The organism is Pandoraea pneumonica, from assembly GCF_049918595.1.
GTDB classification, from domain to species: Bacteria; Pseudomonadota; Gammaproteobacteria; order Burkholderiales; family Burkholderiaceae; genus Pandoraea; species Pandoraea pneumonica_A.
In genome coordinates this window covers 840,257-858,189 of sequence record NZ_JBNCRZ010000001.1, presented here as the reverse complement: position 1 = coordinate 858,189, position 17,933 = coordinate 840,257, and the positions used below count along the sequence as shown (strand labels likewise).

Below are 17,933 nucleotides of genomic sequence, written 5' to 3'. Positions count from 1 at the left end.
ACCAAGCCTAGCGTCAAGCCGAAGGGCACCACCGACGCTATCGCTGCGCCCGACACACCCGAAGTCCCCCTCCAGCCCGGCATTCAGGCTTATCTCACCGTTCTGGCGAGCGAGCGCAAGCTCGCCGCGCTAACCCTCGAAAACTACACGCGTGACCTGCGGCAGTTGCAGGTCATGTCGGGTGGCCGCCCGCTCGACACACTGGCGCATGGCGACATTCGCAAGTTCGTCATGCAGATGCACAGCCAAGGGCTGGTAGGCCGCTCGATTGCCCGCAAGCTTTCGGCATGGCGCGGCTACTACGCATGGCTTGCCCAGCGCTCGGCGCTGGCGGCGAACCCGGTCGACGGCGTGCGCGCGCCGAAGCAGCCCAAGCCGCTGCCCAAGGCACTGTCGCCCGATCAGGCGTCGGCGTTAGTGGAGCATTCGACTGGCACCTCGGCCGAAGCGCTGCGAAACCGGGCGATGTTCGAGCTGCTGTACTCGTCGGGGCTGCGGCTCTCGGAACTCACCGGCCTCGATCATCGCTATGTCGAAGCCGATGGCTACCGGTCAGCGAGTTGGTTGGATCTGGCAGAGCGCGAAGTGATCGTCACCGGTAAAGGCAATAAACGGCGTCGCGTACCGGTCGGCGAGAAAGCCGTACAAGCGCTAACGGACTGGCTGGCTGCCCGTACCGGCCTCACGGCGGGCGAGCCGAACGCGCTATTCCTGTCGGCGCGCGGCAAACGCATCGGTGCGCGCGCCGTGCAGCAGGGGCTTTCGCGCCACGCATTGGCGGCAGGGCTGCCCACACACGTGCATCCGCATATGCTGCGGCATTCGTTTGCCACTCACGTGCTGCAATCGTCCGGCGACCTGCGTGCCGTGCAGGAAATGCTCGGTCACAGCAATATCTCGACCACGCAGATCTACACGAAACTCGACTTTCAGCATCTGGCCAAGGTCTACGATCAGGCGCATCCGCGCGCACGTAAGAAGACTTGAGCCTGCCGGGGGCACCCCCGACTCGGTGTAGAATCGCGCCTTCCCCAGCAAGTCCCGCCGCTGTCCCGACGCCCAGTCGTGGCGAGGGTGCACACCGTGCCGCAGGACTTGCCGCTCTCCGAATGCAACTGTTGGCCTGCTCCGCATGAACACCTTGATCCTCAAGCCCGGCAAAGAGAAGTCCTTGCTGCGCCGCCATCCCTGGATTTACGCCACCGCCGTGGCCAATGTGGAAGGCAAACCGGCCTCCGGCGCGACGGTCGTGGTGCGTGCCGCCGATGGCCGCTTTCTGGCCCGCGCGGCGTTCAGCCCGGTCTCGGCCATTCGCGCACGCGTCTGGACGTTCGACGAAAACGAGCCTGTCGATCACGCCTTCTTCAAACGCCGCGTGTCGGCGGCGCTGGCTTATCGCCAGCAGATGGTGCACGACACCGGCGCGACGCGCCTGATCTTCGGCGAGGCCGACGGTCTGCCGGGGCTGATCGTCGACCGCTACCAGTCCGCACCGGGCGAGCCCGCGAGCGACCAACTCGTGTGCCAGTTCATGGCTGCGGGCGTGGAGATGTGGAAGGACGCCATCACGAAGGCGCTCGTCGGCGCGACCGGCTGCCCGAACGTTTATGAACGCTCCGACGCCGCCGTGCGCGAGCGCGAAGGGCTGCCGAGCCTGACCGGCGTGCTCGCCGGGGCAGAGCCGCCCGAAGCGCCCGAGTCGCTGACCACGCACGAGTGCGGCGTGAAGTACTACGTCGACGTGCGTCACGGCCATAAGACCGGCTTCTACGTGGATCAGCGCGATAACCGACTGCTGGTCAAGCAACAGGCCAAGGGCCGCGACGTGCTGAACTGCTTCTGCTACACGGGCGGCTTCTCGCTCGCGGCACTGGCGGGCGGCGCACAGAGCGTACTGTCGATCGATTCGTCGGGCGATGCACTGGCGATTGGCGCGCGCAATGTCGAACTCAATGGTTTCGATGCCTCGCGTGCCGAGTGGCGTGATGCCGATGTGTTCAAGACGCTGCGGGCCTTGCGCGAAGAAGGGCGCACGTTCGACATGATCGTGCTCGATCCGCCGAAGTTCGCGCCGTCGGCCCATCACATCGATCGGGCGGCACGGGCGTACAAGGACATCAATCTGGCGGGTTTCAAGCTGCTGCGCCCGGGCGGCCAGTTGCTGACGTACTCGTGCTCGGGCGCGATCGACGCGGATCTGTTCCAGAAGATCGTGGCTGGTGCCGCCGTCGATGCAGGCGTGGACGCGCGTATTCTGCGTCGCCTGTCGGCAGGCATGGATCACCCGATGCTCACGCAATTCCCCGAAGGCGAATACCTCAAGGGGCTTTGGCTTCAGCGGGTCTAAGGCTGTCGAAGCCTTAGCCCAGCGTCAGCGCCACGACACCCAGCGCGATTAGCACCGCGCCGCCGACCCGGCGGCGCATTTCGCCTTCTCCGAGCAGCCGCACGCCCAGCAGGGCCGCCACCATCATCGACATTTCGCGCGCCGGGGCGACGTGCGAGACCGGGGCGTACTTCAGTGCCGTCAGGATCAGAAAGTAGGAAATCGGCGAGATCAGCGAAATCAGCATGATCTTTCGCCAATTGGCCCGCCAGAGCAGCGCGACGCGGGCAGGCCGGGAGCAGGCCACGGGCGCTGAGAGCACCACGCGCACCACATTTTCAAGGTAGTAGTAGACGAGCGGCACGAGCATTAGCGTCTTGACAGCATAAGCATCGGCCAGCGTATACGCCGCGATGAACGCGCCAGTGAGCACTCCCCAACCGGCCCCAGCATGCATGCTGCCGCGCCGAAATAGCCGCTCGCCGCCCGCGATGATCAGCACGCCGCCCACCACGAGCGCGATGCCGATGAGCGCCACCCAGCCCGGCCGTTCCCCCAATAGCAAAATCGCGCCGAGCGACGAGAGCAGCGGCCCCGTGCCGCGTGCGAGCGGGTAGACGACCGACAAATCGCCCACCCGGTAGCCACGCTGCAACACCAGCGTGTAGCCGTAGTGGAGCAAGGCACTCAGGGTAATAACTGCCCAGCCGCGCCAGTCAGGCCAGTCGGCGTGGGAACCGATCAGAAAGAACAGCGCCACCGGCGTGTAAAGCACGACCGTCAGCAGCGCGTACAGAAAGACCAGTTGGGGACCGCCACCCTCGGTGGTGTCGATGCGCTTGGCCAGAAAATTCCACGTGGCATGCAGAAAAGCGGCGGTAACAACGAGGGCGAGGGCGGTCGGCGACATGGCGGGAGGCGTTTTTTGTGACAATTGTATGACGCATCGCCTGTCCACTTTCAGTCAATTTGGGTGGACATCCCGTGAAATGCCCACTTTTGCAACTCGGTTGCAGCGTTCACGGCGCTGTGCTTAAATCGATTCATGAGCCTTACTCAACTACAACCGTATCTGGAAGCCGCCCGCGCGAGCTTGCAGGAGCAATCGGGGCGCGTGACTTCGGGGCGTGTCCGTGTATTGGCGCTGCTGCTCAAGGCGGGCCGTCCACTCACCCATCAGGAAGTGCTGGCCGATCTGGCGACCGACGCCGATCCGCTCGACCGTGTGACCGCCTACCGTGTGCTCGACTGGCTGGTCGCGCAGGGCTGGGCGATCAAGCAGGCGGGCGACGACCGTATCTTCCGCTTCGTCATGGCCGAGCACGTCGACCCGCAACGGGCCGCGTCGCCGCGTCCGCATACTCAGCACGGTCATTTCCGCTGTGTACGCTGCCATCGCACGTTCTGCCTTGACGATTGGCCCCAGCATCCCCAATTAAGTGAGCGCGAACTTAAGCGCCTGCCCAAGGGTTTCGTGGGCGAACAGGTCGAGCTACTGATTCACGGCACTTGCGCCCAGTGCGCGGGCGCCCCCAACTGACGCGTGCCAAGCCGCTTTTCGCCAGCTCAGGTACATTGAGCGGCATTCCGGCGGCTAGCGACACACCGCATCACTACAGGACATTGCATCCATGACCCCCGTCACTATCCTGACCGGCTTTCTCGGCAGCGGGAAAACCACGCTGCTCAAGCGCATCCTGACCGAAGCGCACGGCATGAAGATCGCCGTGATCGAGAACGAATTCGGCGAAGAGAACATCGACAACGACATCCTCGTGCAAGACAACGCCGAGCAGATCGTACAGATGAGCAACGGCTGCATCTGCTGCACGATTCGCGGCGATCTGGTGCAGGCGCTCTCCGACCTGAACAGCCAGCGCGATGCCGGCACGATCCAGTTCGATCGCGTGGTTATCGAGACCACCGGTCTGGCCAACCCGGGCCCGGTCGCGCAGACGTTCTTCATCGACGACGAAGTGGCCGACACCTATCGTCTGGACGCCATCATCACGCTGGTGGACGCCAAGCACGCGCAGAAGCAGCTCGACGAGCATGAAGTGGTGCAGCGTCAGGTCGGCTTTGCCGATCGCCTGTTCATCACGAAGGCCGATCTGGTGACCCCGGAAGCGCTCGACGACCTGAAGCACCGTCTTGGCCACATGAACCCGCGTGCGCCGCAGCAGGTGGTCGACTTCGGTCAGGCCGATCTGGAAGAGATCTTCGACATTCACGGTTTCAACCTGAACGACAAGCTCGACATCGATCCGGAATTCCTCGCCGCCGACGATCACGGGCATGACCACGGCGCCGCGCACGATCACGACGACCACGCGCATTGCGACCACGACCATGGCCATTGCGACCATGAAGGTCACGATCACGGCCATCATCACCATCACCACGCCCATCACGACGACGCCATCAAGTCGTTCGTGTTCCGCAGCGAGAAGCAATTCGATCCGGCCAAGCTGGAGGATTTCTTGGGAAGCATCCTCCAGGTGTACGGCGAACGCTTATTGCGTTATAAAGGCGTATTAAACATGCGCGGCATCGACCGCCGGGTTGTGTTCCAGGGCGTGCACCAGATGATGGGCAGCGACGTGGGCGCGAAATGGCAACCGGGCGAGACACCGAATACGAAGATGGTATTCATCGGTGCCGAGCTGCCGAAAGACATCATCCTGCAAGGGCTGGAGCGCTGTCTGGTCTGAGCGGGACCGCCGTTTAGGGCAACGGGAAACCCCTTAACCGGGGCTGTTGACCGATTCGGTTACAATAGCTGCCCACTGGGCTGCCGCCAGCGAGATCACGCGGCATACCGGGGGGAAGGCAGGGGAGCACCGCAATGGCCACCGCCTCTCGCAAGACAGCCACCGCACGCCCCACGCGCCGGGCAGAACCGGCGCCGGATGCGGGCGCCAAGCGTGCTCCAGCAGGCAAGCCGAAGACGGGTGAAAAAGCCGCCGCCAAGAAGGGGCCGCCCAAATCACCCGGCAGGAACGTAACCCAGGAAGCCGCCAGCGGCACCGCCGGCAAGCAAGACGCTCGATCCGCTAAGGGAGCGTCGCCGGACTATCCGAAAGAGACGCCACAAAAACCCATGAGCAAGAAAAGACTTTTGACCGAGGCCGAAATTCTGAAGATGGGCGAGAAGGACTACATGAATGAAGATCAACTCGCCTTCTTCAAGGATCGTCTGGAAAAGCTGCAAGAGGAAATTCTGCGTAACGCCGGTCAGACGACCGAGAACCTCCGCGAAACCATTCTCGTCCCCGATCCGGCCGACCGCGCCACGATCGAAGAAGAACACGCACTGGAGCTGCGCACCCGCGATCGCGAGCGCAAGCTGCTGAAGAAAGTGCAACAGTCGCTCGCCCGCATCGACGCCGGCGATTACGGCTGGTGTGAAGAAACCGGCGAGCCGATTGGTGTGCCGCGTTTGCTCGCGCGTCCGACGGCCACGCTGTCGCTCGAAGCGCAAGAGCGCCGCGAACTGCGCCAGAAGCTGTTCGGCGATTGATTCGAACTTGATGTGAACTGGGTTCGGATCGGATTCGAACCCAGGGTAGTCAGGCCTGACGCCGCGCGGTGGCGGTGCTCAAGGCCCCTCGGTTTGCAAAGGGCATGTCCTCGCGACATGCCCTTTTTGTTTTCTTTTTTGATCGGCGTGCCGGTGCGAGGCGCCAGTTGTCGTCTGCGCGCAACGTCACACAGCGTCACGCAAGGTCACGCAAGGCTCGCCGCCGCTCCCGCTTTATGGCAGAATTGCAACTCAGTTGCAATTCATCCTGTCCATGCCGTCCTTCCCGTTCACCTTCCGCCATTGGCGTGCCCGTTTGCGCACGCGGATGAGCCATGGGCGCGCCGGTTGGACCGCGTGGCTAATCGTCGCGCTGTTGTGCGTGCAGATGTGGGGCTTGCAGCACGAGATCGTGCACGCCCGGCAACTGGCGGGCGGCGCGGCGTCGACGGCGGTGGTCAACGCGGACCCAGAAGACGACGCCGATGCACAGACAGCGTGGACGCCCGCCAGCGCGCGTCTTGTTCATGTCGATTACGGCAGTCACCACCACCATTGCCATCTGTTCGAAGGCGCGACGCTTGGCGCCGCCATGGCGGTGGCCGTATTGGCGTGGCGTGCCGATATCACCGCCGCGCTTGCGCCATCGTTTGCCATCGGACGTTCTCACAACAGCGCGCTCGCGCTGGCGTTTCGCTCCCGCGCACCTCCTGTCCCGGTCTGATCTTCCACGCGCTGCCCGCGCGAAATCCTGCTGACACTTTTCCGCACTCCGCACGTGCGTCTTCGGCGTTGCCGACGACAGCTATCGCGGTGCGGCCATTCGTCCGCGCTCAATTGACTTGGGCGTGTGTGCAGGCGTTCGTGCGTGCCGATCGACGGCGATTCCGTCGCAGACCTACGACACAACAACGACATGGCATCTCACACTTCGAACGCCGCGCGTGCGCGCGCCGCGTCCTCGCCCGCCTCGGCACTCTTTGGCGCAGACCACAATGAACTCGGCCACCGCGATCATCGCCGCGACCGCACACATCGCGCTTCACCAGCCTTTGCACCGCTGCCACTAGCCGCTTGCCTGACGCTGGCCTTCGCCGCCATGCAGGCAAATGCGGCTGACGTTGCCCCTGCGCCGACGTCCACCGTCACACAAACACAGCCCCCCGTCGCGGTTGGACTCGGCGACGATTCGCTCGCGCTCTCGACAACCTTCGTCACCGGCAATCCGCTGGGTCGTGCGGCCGCCGACCTCACGGTGCCTGTCACGGCGCTCGACGGTAAAGCGCTGACGCTGCGCCGCGCAGGCACATTAGGCGAGACGCTCGACGGCCTGCCCGGCGTCTCGTCGACGTCGTACGGCCCGAACGTCAGCCGTCCGATCATCCGCGGTCTCGACGGCGATCGCATTCGCCTGCTGCAAAACGGCACGGGCGCGCTCGACGCGTCGTCGCTGTCTTACGACCACGCCGTTGCACAAGATCCGCTCACCATTGAGCGCGTCGAGATCGTGCGCGGCCCGGCGGCGCTGCTCTATGGCGGCAACGCCGTGGGTGGTGTGGTCAACACCATCGACAATCGGATTCCACGCGAGCCGATCAACGGCGTCTCGGGTGCGGCGGACGTGAGCTACGGCGGTGCGAATCGAGAGCGCGCGGGTGCCGCGTTGCTTGAGGTGGGCAACGGCCAGTTTGCGTTTCACGTCGACGGCTTCGCGCGCAAGAGTACCGATCTGCGCATTCCGGGCTTCGCCCGTTCTGCGCAGCAACGCGCGCGCGATCCCGAGGGCACCGAGCAACCCTCCGGCACGTTGCCGAACAGCAATGGTCAAGCGAGTGGCGCTGCGCTCGGCGCGTCGTGGACGTGGGCGAATGGCTACACCGGCTTGTCCTACTCCGGTTATGACTCAGACTACGGCACGGTCGCCGAAGAAAACACGCGTATCCGTTTGCGTCAGCAGCGCCTCGCGCTGGCGAGCGAAGTGCGCAACTTGAGCGGCCCGTTCACGGCGCTCAAATTCAACTTCGGCTACACCGATTACGAACACAAAGAGATCGAAAACGGCGAGACCGGCACGACCTTCAAGAATCACGGTTACGAAGGCCGCATCGAAGCGCGTCACGCGAAGATCGGGCCGCTCGAAGGCGCCGTCGGCGTGCAGTTCTCGCAGAACACGTTCTCGGCACTCGGCGAAGAGGCCTTCGTGCCGAAGAGCGATACGAGCAACGTGGCACTGTTCGCGCTCGAAGAATGGGCGGTGAATCAGGCGGTGAAGCTGTCATTCGGCGCGCGCATCGAACATACGCACGTGAAGCCGTCGGCTGGCGGCAACGAGCGCTTCGACAATCTACCCACGCGCAACTTCACGCCGGGCAGCGTCTCGGCGGGCGCCGTCTTCGCGTTGGCACCGGCGTGGTCGGTGGCGTTGAACACGTCGTATACCGAACGCGCGCCGACGTTCTATGAGTTGTATGCCAACGGTCCGCACGTGGCGACCGGCATCTGGGAAATCGGCAATGCGCAATCGAAGCTGGAGAAGGCGTTCTCGACCGACCTTTCGCTGCGCTATGCGAGTGGCCCGAACAAGGGCAGCGTCGGGGTGTTCTACAGCCGATTCTCGAACTTCATCGCGCTGGAGAATACGGGGCGCTCTGTGAACGAGGAAGGCGAGCCGGTCACTTCGGGCGGCCTCCCGGTCTATCAATACGCGGGGGTGCCAGCCGAGCTTTACGGCGTGGAAGCCGAGGGCCGAGCGCGGGTGTGGCAAGGCTACGGCAACGTCGATGTGGAGTTGCGCGGCGACTACACGTTGGGCCGCAATCGCGACACTGGTGAGCCGCTGCCGCGTATCGCCCCGCTGCGTTTGACGGCCGCAGTAGCGTACGGACTTGGCCCATGGGGCGCACGCGTGGAAGTCGTGCACGCGAGCAATCAAGGGCGTGTACCGGCGGGTGACCTGACGACCAACGGCTACACCACGCTCGGGGCGGCACTGACCTATCAGTTCAAGACGGGTGGGGCGCAGTGGCTGGCGTATTTGAAGGGCGAGAACCTGACGAATCAGGAAGTGCGTCTGGCCAGCTCGTTCCTGCGCGACATTGCACCGCAGGGCGGACGTGCGGTGCGGGTGGGTCTGCGTACTACGTTCTAAGCGAAACCTGCCGCATAAACGGGGTAATTTCCGAGAAATTATCTCGTCACTCCCGCATCCGCGCGGTGCAATGCCGCGCGGATGGCGTGTTTCGCGATGCCTCTCCCAGCCGATGAAACGCGTGTCAAACACCGCCGTCGACGCCCCTTGATATTCCTTCGATTGCCCTAAACTACAGTCACGTCTCGCCCGGTCGGGCGTCTTTCCTCAGCGACGAGGGGACGCGCGTGAAGTCCGGGCCAATCGTTACGGGGCGCGTGTCGCCCCCCGAAAAGGAACAGGCATGGAGCAATATCACGGCACCACTATCGTCTCCGTTCGGCGCGGCGATCAGGTCGCGCTCGGCGGTGACGGACAGGTCACGCTCGGCAATATCGTGATGAAGGGCACCGCCCGCAAGGTGCGAACCGTTTATGACGGCAAGGTCATGGTCGGATTCGCCGGGGCTACGGCCGATGCGTTCTCGCTGCTCGATCGTTTCGAAGCGAAGTTGCAAAAGCACCAGGGTCATCTGACGCGCTCCGCCGTCGAACTCGCCAAGGACTGGCGTACCGACCGTATGCTGCGCCGTCTCGAAGCGATGATGATCGTCGCCGACGCCGAGACCACGCTGGTGATCACGGGCAACGGCGACGTGCTCGATCCGGAAGGCGGCGTGGCCGCGATCGGTTCGGGCGGTTCGTACGCGGAAGCCGCAGCGCGTGCGCTCGTGCAGAACACCGACTTGTCGCCCGCCGAGATCGTCAAGAAAGCGCTGACGATTGCTGGCGACATGTGCATCTACACGAACCAGAACCACATCATCGAATCGTTGCCGCCCAAGGCTGCCAAGTAACCACCGGGCCGAGGTCAAAGCAGCGACCGACACAGCGATCGAAGCAGCGATTCACGCAACGACTAAACGAGCATCAAGTGACGACGGTCGACGCGCACGCCGCAGCAGGTGGACTCCTGCGGTGTGACTTGCCGGCCGGGGTATGACCGGCCGGGCGTCACCCTGATCGAACCTCTAAATTGGCGAACGTCATGACCCATATGACCCCCTCCGAGATCGTTTCCGAACTCGACAAACACATCATCGGCCAGAACAAGGCCAAGAAGGCAGTCGCGGTGGCATTGCGTAACCGCTGGCGCCGCCAGCAGGTCGCCGACCCGCTGCGTCAGGAAATCACGCCGAAGAACATTCTGATGATTGGCCCGACCGGCGTGGGCAAGACCGAGATCGCGCGCCGTCTGGCCAAGCTGGCCGACGCACCGTTCATCAAGGTCGAAGCGACCAAGTTCACCGAAGTGGGCTATGTGGGCCGTGACGTGGACAGCATCGTGCGCGATCTGGCGGAAATTGCCATCAAGCAGACGCGCGAAGCCGAAATGAAGAAGGTGCGTACCAAGGCCGAAGATCGTGCCGAGGACCGCATTCTCGATTTGCTGCTGCCGACGGGCCGCGAGTCGTCGCGCGACATCCGTTTCGGTTCGGTCGCGCATGAGCCGGAAGCCAGCACCGAAGATAACGCCACGCGTCAGACGTTCCGCAAGCGCCTGCGCGAAGGTGCGCTCGACGACAAGGAAGTTGAACTCGAAGTCGAGATCCCGGCGCAGGGTATGGAGATCATGGGTCCGCCGGGCATGGAAGAAATGACCGAGCAGATCAAGGGCATGTTCGCCAATCTGGGCAACCAGCGCAAAAAGCGCCAGAAGCTCAAGATCAAGGACGCGCTCAAGGTCCTGACCGACGAAGAAGCGTCGAAGATGCTCAACGACGAAGAGGTCAAGCAACTGGCCCTGCGTAACGTCGAGCAGAACGGCATCGTGTTCCTCGACGAAATCGACAAGATCGCCACGCGCAGCGAAGTCGGCGGCGGCGATGTGTCGCGTCAGGGCGTGCAGCGCGACTTGCTGCCGCTGGTCGAAGGCACGACGGTGAGCACGAAGTTCGGCATGATCAAGACGGACCACATCCTGTTCATCGCGAGCGGGGCGTTCCATCTGGCCAAGCCGAGCGATCTGATTCCGGAGTTGCAAGGCCGCTTCCCGATCCGTGTCGAACTCGACTCGCTGTCGGTCGAAGACTTCGAATCGATTCTCACGCAGACCGACGCGAGCCTGGTGAAGCAGTATCAGGCACTGCTCGCAACGGAAGACGTGGCGCTCGAATTCGCGCAAGACGGCATCAAGCGTCTCGCGGAGATTGCCTTCTCGGTCAACGAAAAGACGGAGAACATTGGCGCGCGTCGTCTTTACACCGTGATCGAGAAGTTGCTGGAAGACATCTCGTACAACGCTGGCAAGCAGGCGAATCAAGTCGTGACCATCGACGCGGCGTACGTGAACGAGTCGCTGGGCGAAGTGGCGCAGAACGAAGATTTGTCGCGCTACGTGCTGTAAATTCAGCTGGCGGTAAGCGGTAGATCCAAAAATGAAGAGCGGCCCCTGCGGGGGCCGTTTTTCATGCCTGCGTGGACGACTAGGCCCGGCGCAGTATTCAGCCCACTCTCAGTAGCCGGGTTAAGCCGCGTAGTTCACGATCTTCGATGCGTGCGACGCGATTGGCGCGTGTCGTGTATTCGAGTAGCGTGCCGGGCTCGCGCGCGTAGGCCGAAGAAATGCGAACGTTATCGTGCGCATGCTGCATCAGCGAATTCTCAAGCATGACATGCAATCCTCGTTCCACGTTCGGATCTCCGACAGGACGAATGCGCAAGTCTCCTGTGATCAGCTCGGTCAGGGCACCGACGGTGCGATGTGTCATCGTCATGTACCGCGGCCCCGAGCGCGAAAGGTAATACACCGGCCCGGAGTGCATCTCGATCTCGCCTAACGCGCGGTTGATTTTCCAAGGTGCCTGGGTAGCGCCCCGACTCGAGGAGGGCATCTCAGCCTCAGTGCGTGCCACGATCTTCCATTGGCCGACGTTATCTCCGGGCATCCAGCGATGATAGAGAAAGCGATACAAGCGGCTGCGCAGATAGAGCCGATGCGAGACGTCGAGCAGGTCCGTATTGGTGCCGAGCAAACGCCCCGGGGCACTCACGTCGGGGCTTACCAGTGGGTTGCTCTGCGATGTCACCCACAGGCGCTCGAATCGCAACGTCTGCTCCAGTCGCAACCCATCGGCCACTGTCGCGCGCGAGGTGACATCTTGAGCGAGTGCGTGCGTCGACGGGCGCAAATTCATCTGCCGCTCAAGCATCCGATCCAGGTACCGATTCTCGTCGTGCATGCGGGCGACCACCTCATCCGACACCGGTGTGACGGGACTCTCGACCTGACCGGAATGTGAATTCTCCGACGAGGTCACGGAGCTGCCCGAGGGAGACCGGTAGATGACCCGTTCCTCGTAATCCCAACCCGCTTCGAAGCCGATGCGATCGGTGAGATACACGATCGCACCACGATGCTGCGCCCCGTCGATGGGATCTTTGAGATCGGTCAATGCATGAAGGCACTCATGCAGCCATCCCCGTTCCGCGGGAAACGTCGTGGTGCCCGAGCGCGTCGGGTAGCGTCGTCGCCCGAATTCCTCCTCAGTGCATAGCCAGATGCGACCGGCGTCGGGGTTCACTTTCGGCGGGAATCCATCGGCCACTTCGAGCTTCCATGGTTGCCCGTTCTCCGGCAACGAGGCGCGGTCGATGATGGCGCGGAATGTGGGCGACTTCTCTGCCAAAGATTCCAGTCGAGCAATGACCCGCTTGCCGGGCACTGTCGTGCTGGTGATGAGGTCGGACAAGACGCGCCCGGTCAACGGCGCGCGCGCGGAAACGTAGTCGTAGAACACGCGCATGGCGTCCGTAAGCGACACTCGGCGAGGCCCTTCGACCCATCGTTTTAAATCGATCACCGTGGGCTGCTGTTCAAGTGCGAATGCAGAGAGCGGAGCATGCGGAGGAGAGGGAACGATGGGCTCGATGGGCGGCGTCTGCGTGGCGAAGATCTCGATATCGTCGTTAAAGCTCAACTCGAACGAGGGCTCTGCCCGAGCGCCGGGGCGAGCGTCTTCCGGTAAGCGCTTGATCGACGGGAGTCGCCGTACCTGCACCGGCAATTTCGCCGGATCGACAAACGCATCGAAGGGATCGATTGCCGACGCGTGCGAATCGGAAAAAGACGACACGGAATCAGCGGAGAGCAGATTGAAGTGGGTCAACGACATCGCTTCTGCATTCGCGTCCGAACCTGGTTCGGCCAATGGTTCGGAGAGCACGTTGAGCATCGACATGGAAGAGCGCTGGGACGGTGCCATTCGCATCGTTTCGACGAACGCCTGCTCCATGCGTCTTGTCAGCAGGCGTCCGCCAATATGTGTCAGGCTGCCCATCAGTGCATCGACACCGAGGCCGACCACGCCATCGCTGAACGTCGTGAAGTTGCGGCGAACAATGCCGTCGGCAACTTCCCACGACGGCACCAGAAACGGGACCATCTCTGCAACGGCGCGCCAGTTCCCCTCCTGAGCCTGTTCAACGACGTAGAGCATGGGCGGCGCAATCGTGATGCGATTGAGCATGTCATACGCGGCTTCAAAAAACGACAACCAGTCCGGTGAATCAAGCGACGGCGCGCGCGAGTTCCGGTTGTTCATCCCAACGATAAATTTCAACGCCGACGCGCGGATATGCGAGGTGTTGTCGACACCGGCCAGCCGGATCAACTCATCGATTTTGGCGGGTATTTCGGCACGCCTCTGTAAGCGCTTGTTGAAGGCATCGAGCGCGTGCTTCATCCGCGAATAGCCGTCGATCAGGCGAGTGGGATCACGATCGAAGTAGAAGGTGGTGCGGCGCTCAACAGAGCGAAGAAAATGGTCGACAGGTGTGGTGGACGTTGCGGTGCCACCCAGCCGCGATGGCGCGCCGACATAGTGGGTTGCCGATACGTCCCTATGAAGTTCGTCGGGCGAAAAGCCAAGCTTGCGCAGTATCTCTTCTGCCGCCAGGGTTTCATCGAACACGGGAAGCGGGTCATAGGCCCGCAGGCGACTTTCGAATGTCTCGCTCAGATGGTCGAGCCACCGGTGTCGATCCGCGGTTGTCGACGTTGTCGCGTTTGTCCTGTCGATCAGCAGCGCGCTCAGCGTCGTGACATTACCGAAATTGTCGCAAGGGGTGCTCGCCAAGAGCATATGTGTGGCGGTGACCAGAAGCGGATCGATGGGCCACGACTTTTGATCTTGCCAATCCGATATCAGGCGATTGAACTTCTGAACCATTGCCTTGGCATCGTCAAGATTTCCGGGATCGATCCCGTGCATGGGCCCCAGTCGGGTCACGACGGTGGCCATCGACTGAAGTGGCGTGCCGAACGGATAGTCCGAATTCTCGGCGAGTTCGCCCAAGCGCCCCTTGAGTAACGCCTCAATGCCGTCGCGTGTCTCGCCGGTGGTGGCCCGCACTGACGGAAGGGCCTGTTCGATGCGCTCTGCAATGCACTGCGCCCGCACGCTGTCAATGCGTGTCGTGTTTTGCGCCAGCGTATCCGCCAGCGCTGCGACGCTCATGTCCTGCGCGCCACGTACGGCCACGCCATCGAACCATGGCCCCGCGTCAGTGGGCGCAATCGGAGGTATCAACAGATATCCGACGCGCAGCCGGGCAACGTGATCTTGCAGCAGCATTTGGAAGTGCTGGCATACGGTGGACACTGGGGTGTCTGGGGTCGACGGAGCATCCTGCGAGACTTGCTCGTGCAGGCGTGCGGCTTCCTCCAGCAGGGTTTCATTAAGCCCATCCAACAAGCGGTAGTCGTCCGAGACCACGTCTTGCATCGACAGCCCATGGCGAAGGTGCACGATGCGCACGATGTCGAGTGGCGGCGGCCGGCGATCTCGCAATTCCGTGAAGTTGAACGCCGCGAGCGAATCGTCCACCGGCGCGTCGCTCAGGTCGGACAGCAATCGGGGTTGTCTGAGTTCGCGCTCCCATCGGTGCTCTGCAATCGTATAGACGCGTCGTTGCATGTCGGGTGTCGTGATGCCTTCGGTAAGTAGTGCGCGTTGAAGGTCACCCTGAAGACGTCCCGTGACAAACGATTCGTGAAGCAAGCCGCTGGCCACAAAAGGGCGTGCAAACGCGACGCGCTGTTGCCAAAACCCGGTACCGGTGATGTTCTCGAAGACGGCCTGAGGTGTGCGCGCAAGTACCGGTGTGGGTGTTGTCATCCGGATGGGCACGGCAGGCGTCGTATGCAATGCCACGGTGGCCGGGTTCGTCGATGTCTGCCATTGCGGTCCGATCGCCGTGCTGACGTCCAGATCACGCATCGCCGACATCGCTTGCGGGCATTCATAGTCACCGATGTCTTGACGCATCTCCGCGGCGCGCCCGAGAGTCTCAGACGCCGGACGCAGCCGCCGGCGTGCGAGTGCCGTTCGTGAGTTCGTGCCACACGCACTGGCAATCACAAACAGCGAAGCGAATGCCACGAGCGTCGATGCGATGGCGAGACCCTTGGTCGCTGCCGGTTGTCGCGGTGGCTGCGTCGTCTCAGATTGGCTGGCGGGAAGGTGCGCTCCCGCCAACCGTTTGCTGACGGAATGCGCCGCCTGTATGTCTCGCGCGCAATCGCGCCAGCGCACCGGCACCGTGCCCTCTAACACCGCGGATGGTGCAGGCGGTTGGCGTGCCGGATGCCGAGAGCGTCGCCGCCCGCTACGGTCCTGCGCCGCACGAGGCGATGCGTTGGCGTGAGGCGTGCGCCCGCGGGCGTGATGCGAAGCAATCCAAGGTTGCGGCATATCCGGATCTCCGTCCCGGCAATGCGATACGCGCGTGGGCACGACGATGTGCTAGATGGCGCTCGCTACCGGATAAATGGGGAGTCCTGATGGTGCGCGCTGAAATGCGCATTGCGAAGCCCAGAAAAGGGCTTAGAGAGGGATTTCAGATCAGTCCGAGGCGGCGCTAGGAGCGACGTTTCGGCCGCTCGGACAACCGGCATGCGATGACCGCGATGCCGGTGACGCGGCTTACTGTTTGACCGGCCGCTTGAGCAGTTTGCGTTGCAGCGTGCGGCGATGCATGTTTAGCGCACGCGCCGTCGCCGAGATGTTGCCGTTGTGCTCGGCGAGTACGCGTTGGATGTGCTCCCATTCGAGGCGTGCGACCGACAGCGGCGACGGGTTCTCGATGGCCTCGTCGGCTTGCGTTTCGCTTGCATCGTTGCGCAGCGAGGCGAGGATGGTGTCGGCGTTGGCGGGTTTGGCCAAGTAGTTGTCGGCCCCGTCCTTCACCGCCTGCACCGCTGTGGCGATGCTCGCGTAGCCGGTCAGCACCAGCATGCGGGCCTTCGGTTGCAGGGCGCGCAGCGGCGCGATCAGCGGCAAGCCCGAGTCGTGACCCAGATGCAAATCGACCGAGATCAGGTCGAACTGACGGGTACGCGCCGCGAGCAGTGCCGCGGCACCGTCACCGGCAATTTGCACGTCGTAGCCCCGTCGGGTGAGGGCACGTGCCAGCGTTTCGGCGAAAACGACGTCGTCGTCGATGAGAAGAAAGTGGGAGGCGTTCATGTCTGACTCCGCGAGCCGAAGAAGAAGGTGGCCATCGGCAAGCGCAGCTCGGCGCGCGTGCCTTGCGGCGTGTTGGGGGTAAGGATGATGTCGCCGCCGAGACGTTGTGCGCTGGCGAAAGCGAGATACAGCCCCATGCCGTGCCCGCCGTGCGTACTCATGACGGGCGAGTTGCCCAGTCGCGTGCGCAGTTCGGCGGTCATGCCGGGGCCTTCGTCGCAAACGGTAAAGCGCAGATCGTCAGGCGCGACCGCCACGTCGAGCGTGACCGACGACGGGCTGAAGTAGGCGGCGTTATCGAGCAGGATGGTCAGAATCTGGCCGACCTGAACGGTGTCTTCGATGCGCGCGGTCAGCTGCGGCGGCACATGCAATTGAAACAGCACCTGCGGATGCCGCAAACGCCATTGCGTGGTGAAGGCCGGTAGCCATTCCGCCAACGCTTGACGCACGGGCGCCGCTGCGCGCATCTGCACGTGACCGATGGCGCTTTTGCAAAGCGCGATCTGCTGTTCCAGCGTCTGCAAATCGGGTTCGAACGGTTTGAGCGAGGCGTTGCCTACGCTCTCGCTGCGCAACTCGCCGACGACGACGGCCATCGTCGAGAGCGGCGTGCCAAGTTCATGGGCGACGCTCGCTGCCTGCGCCCCGAGGGCCGCCATGCGCTCATCGCGCAGCAGGCGTTGTTCGGCGCGGGCGAGTTGGGCGTCACGGGCGCGCAGCGCACGCGACATGCGTGACACGAACCAAGCGATGACCAGCACACTCACCACGAAGTTGACCCACATGCCGGCCAGATGCAGCCGCAGCAGATTGCCCGGGTCGGCCAGATCGAGCGGCACGTACTGGAAGTTCAACGCGCCGTAGGCCACGAGCGAGAGCAGCGCGAGCTGCGACGCGTTACGCCACGGCAGTACGGCGGCGGCAATGGCCAGGCCGGGCAGGAACAGCGAGACAAATGGATTGGTGGCGCCGCCCGAGAAGAACAGCAGCGCAGTGAGTGCGGCCAGATCGACCAGCAACTGCCCCATCAGATCGAGATCGGTGCGCCGCTTGGCGCGCTCCACCCCGCGCCGTGCCCGAATCCACGTGAGCACGTTGAACAGCACTTCGAGCGCCACAATGGTGAGCATCGGTTCGAGCGGCAAACGCACGCCGAGCCAGAGTTGTGCGACACCGATAGTGGCCAACTGGCCGACGATGGCCAGACAGCGCAGCCAGAAAAGCTGAACGACGTTGGTTCGCTCGATAGGGAAATGAGTCATACGACAAGTGTACCAAGAGCGGCTCACCGGCCGTCCGGCAGGCCTGGGCGCTGCGACACTCTGCCGCACGCAGAAATTCTAGGTATTACATAGACGCCACGCATCGCCGACGGGCCGCGACTACAATGAATGTCCACGTCCTGCGCGGCACATCGTCGCGCAACGTC

At 63.0% G+C, this 17,933-nt stretch carries 13 protein-coding genes; 9 read left to right on the top strand and 4 right to left on the bottom strand.

Annotated features, from left to right (window positions below):
- Nucleotides 1-39: 39 nt before the first annotated feature.
- A complete protein-coding gene (xerC, locus tag ACPWR9_RS04050; RefSeq protein WP_426296629.1) occupies nt 40-987 on the top strand; it encodes a tyrosine recombinase XerC in 948 nt (315 codons plus the stop codon).
- Between the two features lie 145 nt (nt 988-1,132).
- Complete coding sequence (locus tag ACPWR9_RS04045) at nt 1,133-2,347, top strand: class I SAM-dependent rRNA methyltransferase (RefSeq protein WP_426296359.1); 1,215 nt, start codon at nt 1,133-1,135, stop codon at nt 2,345-2,347.
- 13 nt (nt 2,348-2,360) lie between these two features.
- Here the strand turns inward: ACPWR9_RS04045 and ACPWR9_RS04040 are convergent, their stop codons facing one another.
- Nucleotides 2,361-3,236, bottom strand: coding sequence for a DMT family transporter (locus tag ACPWR9_RS04040; protein ID WP_426296360.1), 876 nt, complete (start codon nt 3,234-3,236; stop codon nt 2,361-2,363).
- Between the two features lie 135 nt (nt 3,237-3,371).
- On the opposite strand from ACPWR9_RS04040, the gene ACPWR9_RS04035 reads away from it, so the two are divergent.
- The 7 genes from ACPWR9_RS04035 (at nt 3,372) to hslU (ending at nt 11,379) form a co-directional block, all read left to right on the top strand.
- Nucleotides 3,372-3,866, top strand: a complete 495-nt coding sequence (locus ACPWR9_RS04035) for a Fur family transcriptional regulator (RefSeq protein WP_150566077.1) — start codon at nt 3,372-3,374, stop codon at nt 3,864-3,866.
- Nucleotides 3,867-3,957: 91 nt separating this feature from the next.
- On the top strand, nt 3,958-5,037 hold the full coding sequence (locus ACPWR9_RS04030; protein ID WP_426296361.1) for a CobW family GTP-binding protein: 1,080 nt from the start codon (nt 3,958-3,960) through the stop codon (nt 5,035-5,037).
- A gap of 389 nt (nt 5,038-5,426) precedes the next feature.
- Nucleotides 5,427-5,846, top strand: a complete 420-nt coding sequence (gene dksA, locus ACPWR9_RS04025) for an RNA polymerase-binding protein DksA (protein WP_150680373.1) — start codon at nt 5,427-5,429, stop codon at nt 5,844-5,846.
- Nucleotides 5,847-6,120: 274 nt separating this feature from the next.
- Nucleotides 6,121-6,570, top strand: coding sequence for a hypothetical protein (locus ACPWR9_RS04020; protein WP_426296362.1), 450 nt, complete (start codon nt 6,121-6,123; stop codon nt 6,568-6,570).
- A 375-nt stretch (nt 6,571-6,945) separates the two neighbouring features.
- Entirely contained in the window at nt 6,946-8,994 is a 2,049-nt protein-coding gene (locus ACPWR9_RS04015) for a TonB-dependent receptor (protein WP_426296630.1), read from the top strand.
- Between the two features lie 283 nt (nt 8,995-9,277).
- Nucleotides 9,278-9,829, top strand: a complete 552-nt coding sequence (hslV, locus tag ACPWR9_RS04010) for an ATP-dependent protease subunit HslV (RefSeq protein WP_150679652.1) — start codon at nt 9,278-9,280, stop codon at nt 9,827-9,829.
- Between the two features lie 191 nt (nt 9,830-10,020).
- On the top strand, nt 10,021-11,379 hold the full coding sequence (hslU, locus tag ACPWR9_RS04005) for an ATP-dependent protease ATPase subunit HslU (protein WP_426296363.1): 1,359 nt from the start codon (nt 10,021-10,023) through the stop codon (nt 11,377-11,379).
- A 97-nt stretch (nt 11,380-11,476) separates the two neighbouring features.
- Here hslU and ACPWR9_RS04000 read toward each other — a convergent pair whose 3' ends face one another.
- The 3 genes from ACPWR9_RS04000 to ACPWR9_RS03990 all read right to left on the bottom strand — a co-directional run bounded on the left by ACPWR9_RS04000 (nt 11,477) and on the right by ACPWR9_RS03990 (nt 17,766).
- Nucleotides 11,477-14,758, bottom strand: a complete 3,282-nt coding sequence (locus tag ACPWR9_RS04000; RefSeq protein WP_426296364.1) for a hypothetical protein — start codon at nt 14,756-14,758, stop codon at nt 11,477-11,479.
- A 1,200-nt stretch (nt 14,759-15,958) separates the two neighbouring features.
- Nucleotides 15,959-16,501 (bottom strand): response regulator transcription factor, encoded by a 543-nt coding sequence (locus ACPWR9_RS03995; protein WP_150679655.1) that lies wholly within the window; start codon nt 16,499-16,501, stop codon nt 15,959-15,961.
- The gene (locus ACPWR9_RS03990) at nt 16,498-17,766 is read right to left on the bottom strand and encodes an ATP-binding protein (RefSeq protein WP_426296365.1); all 1,269 of its coding nucleotides are present in this window, start codon (nt 17,764-17,766) and stop codon (nt 16,498-16,500) included. The genes ACPWR9_RS03995 and ACPWR9_RS03990 overlap by 4 nt, the downstream gene beginning before the upstream one ends.
- Nucleotides 17,767-17,933: the final 167 nt, after the last annotated feature.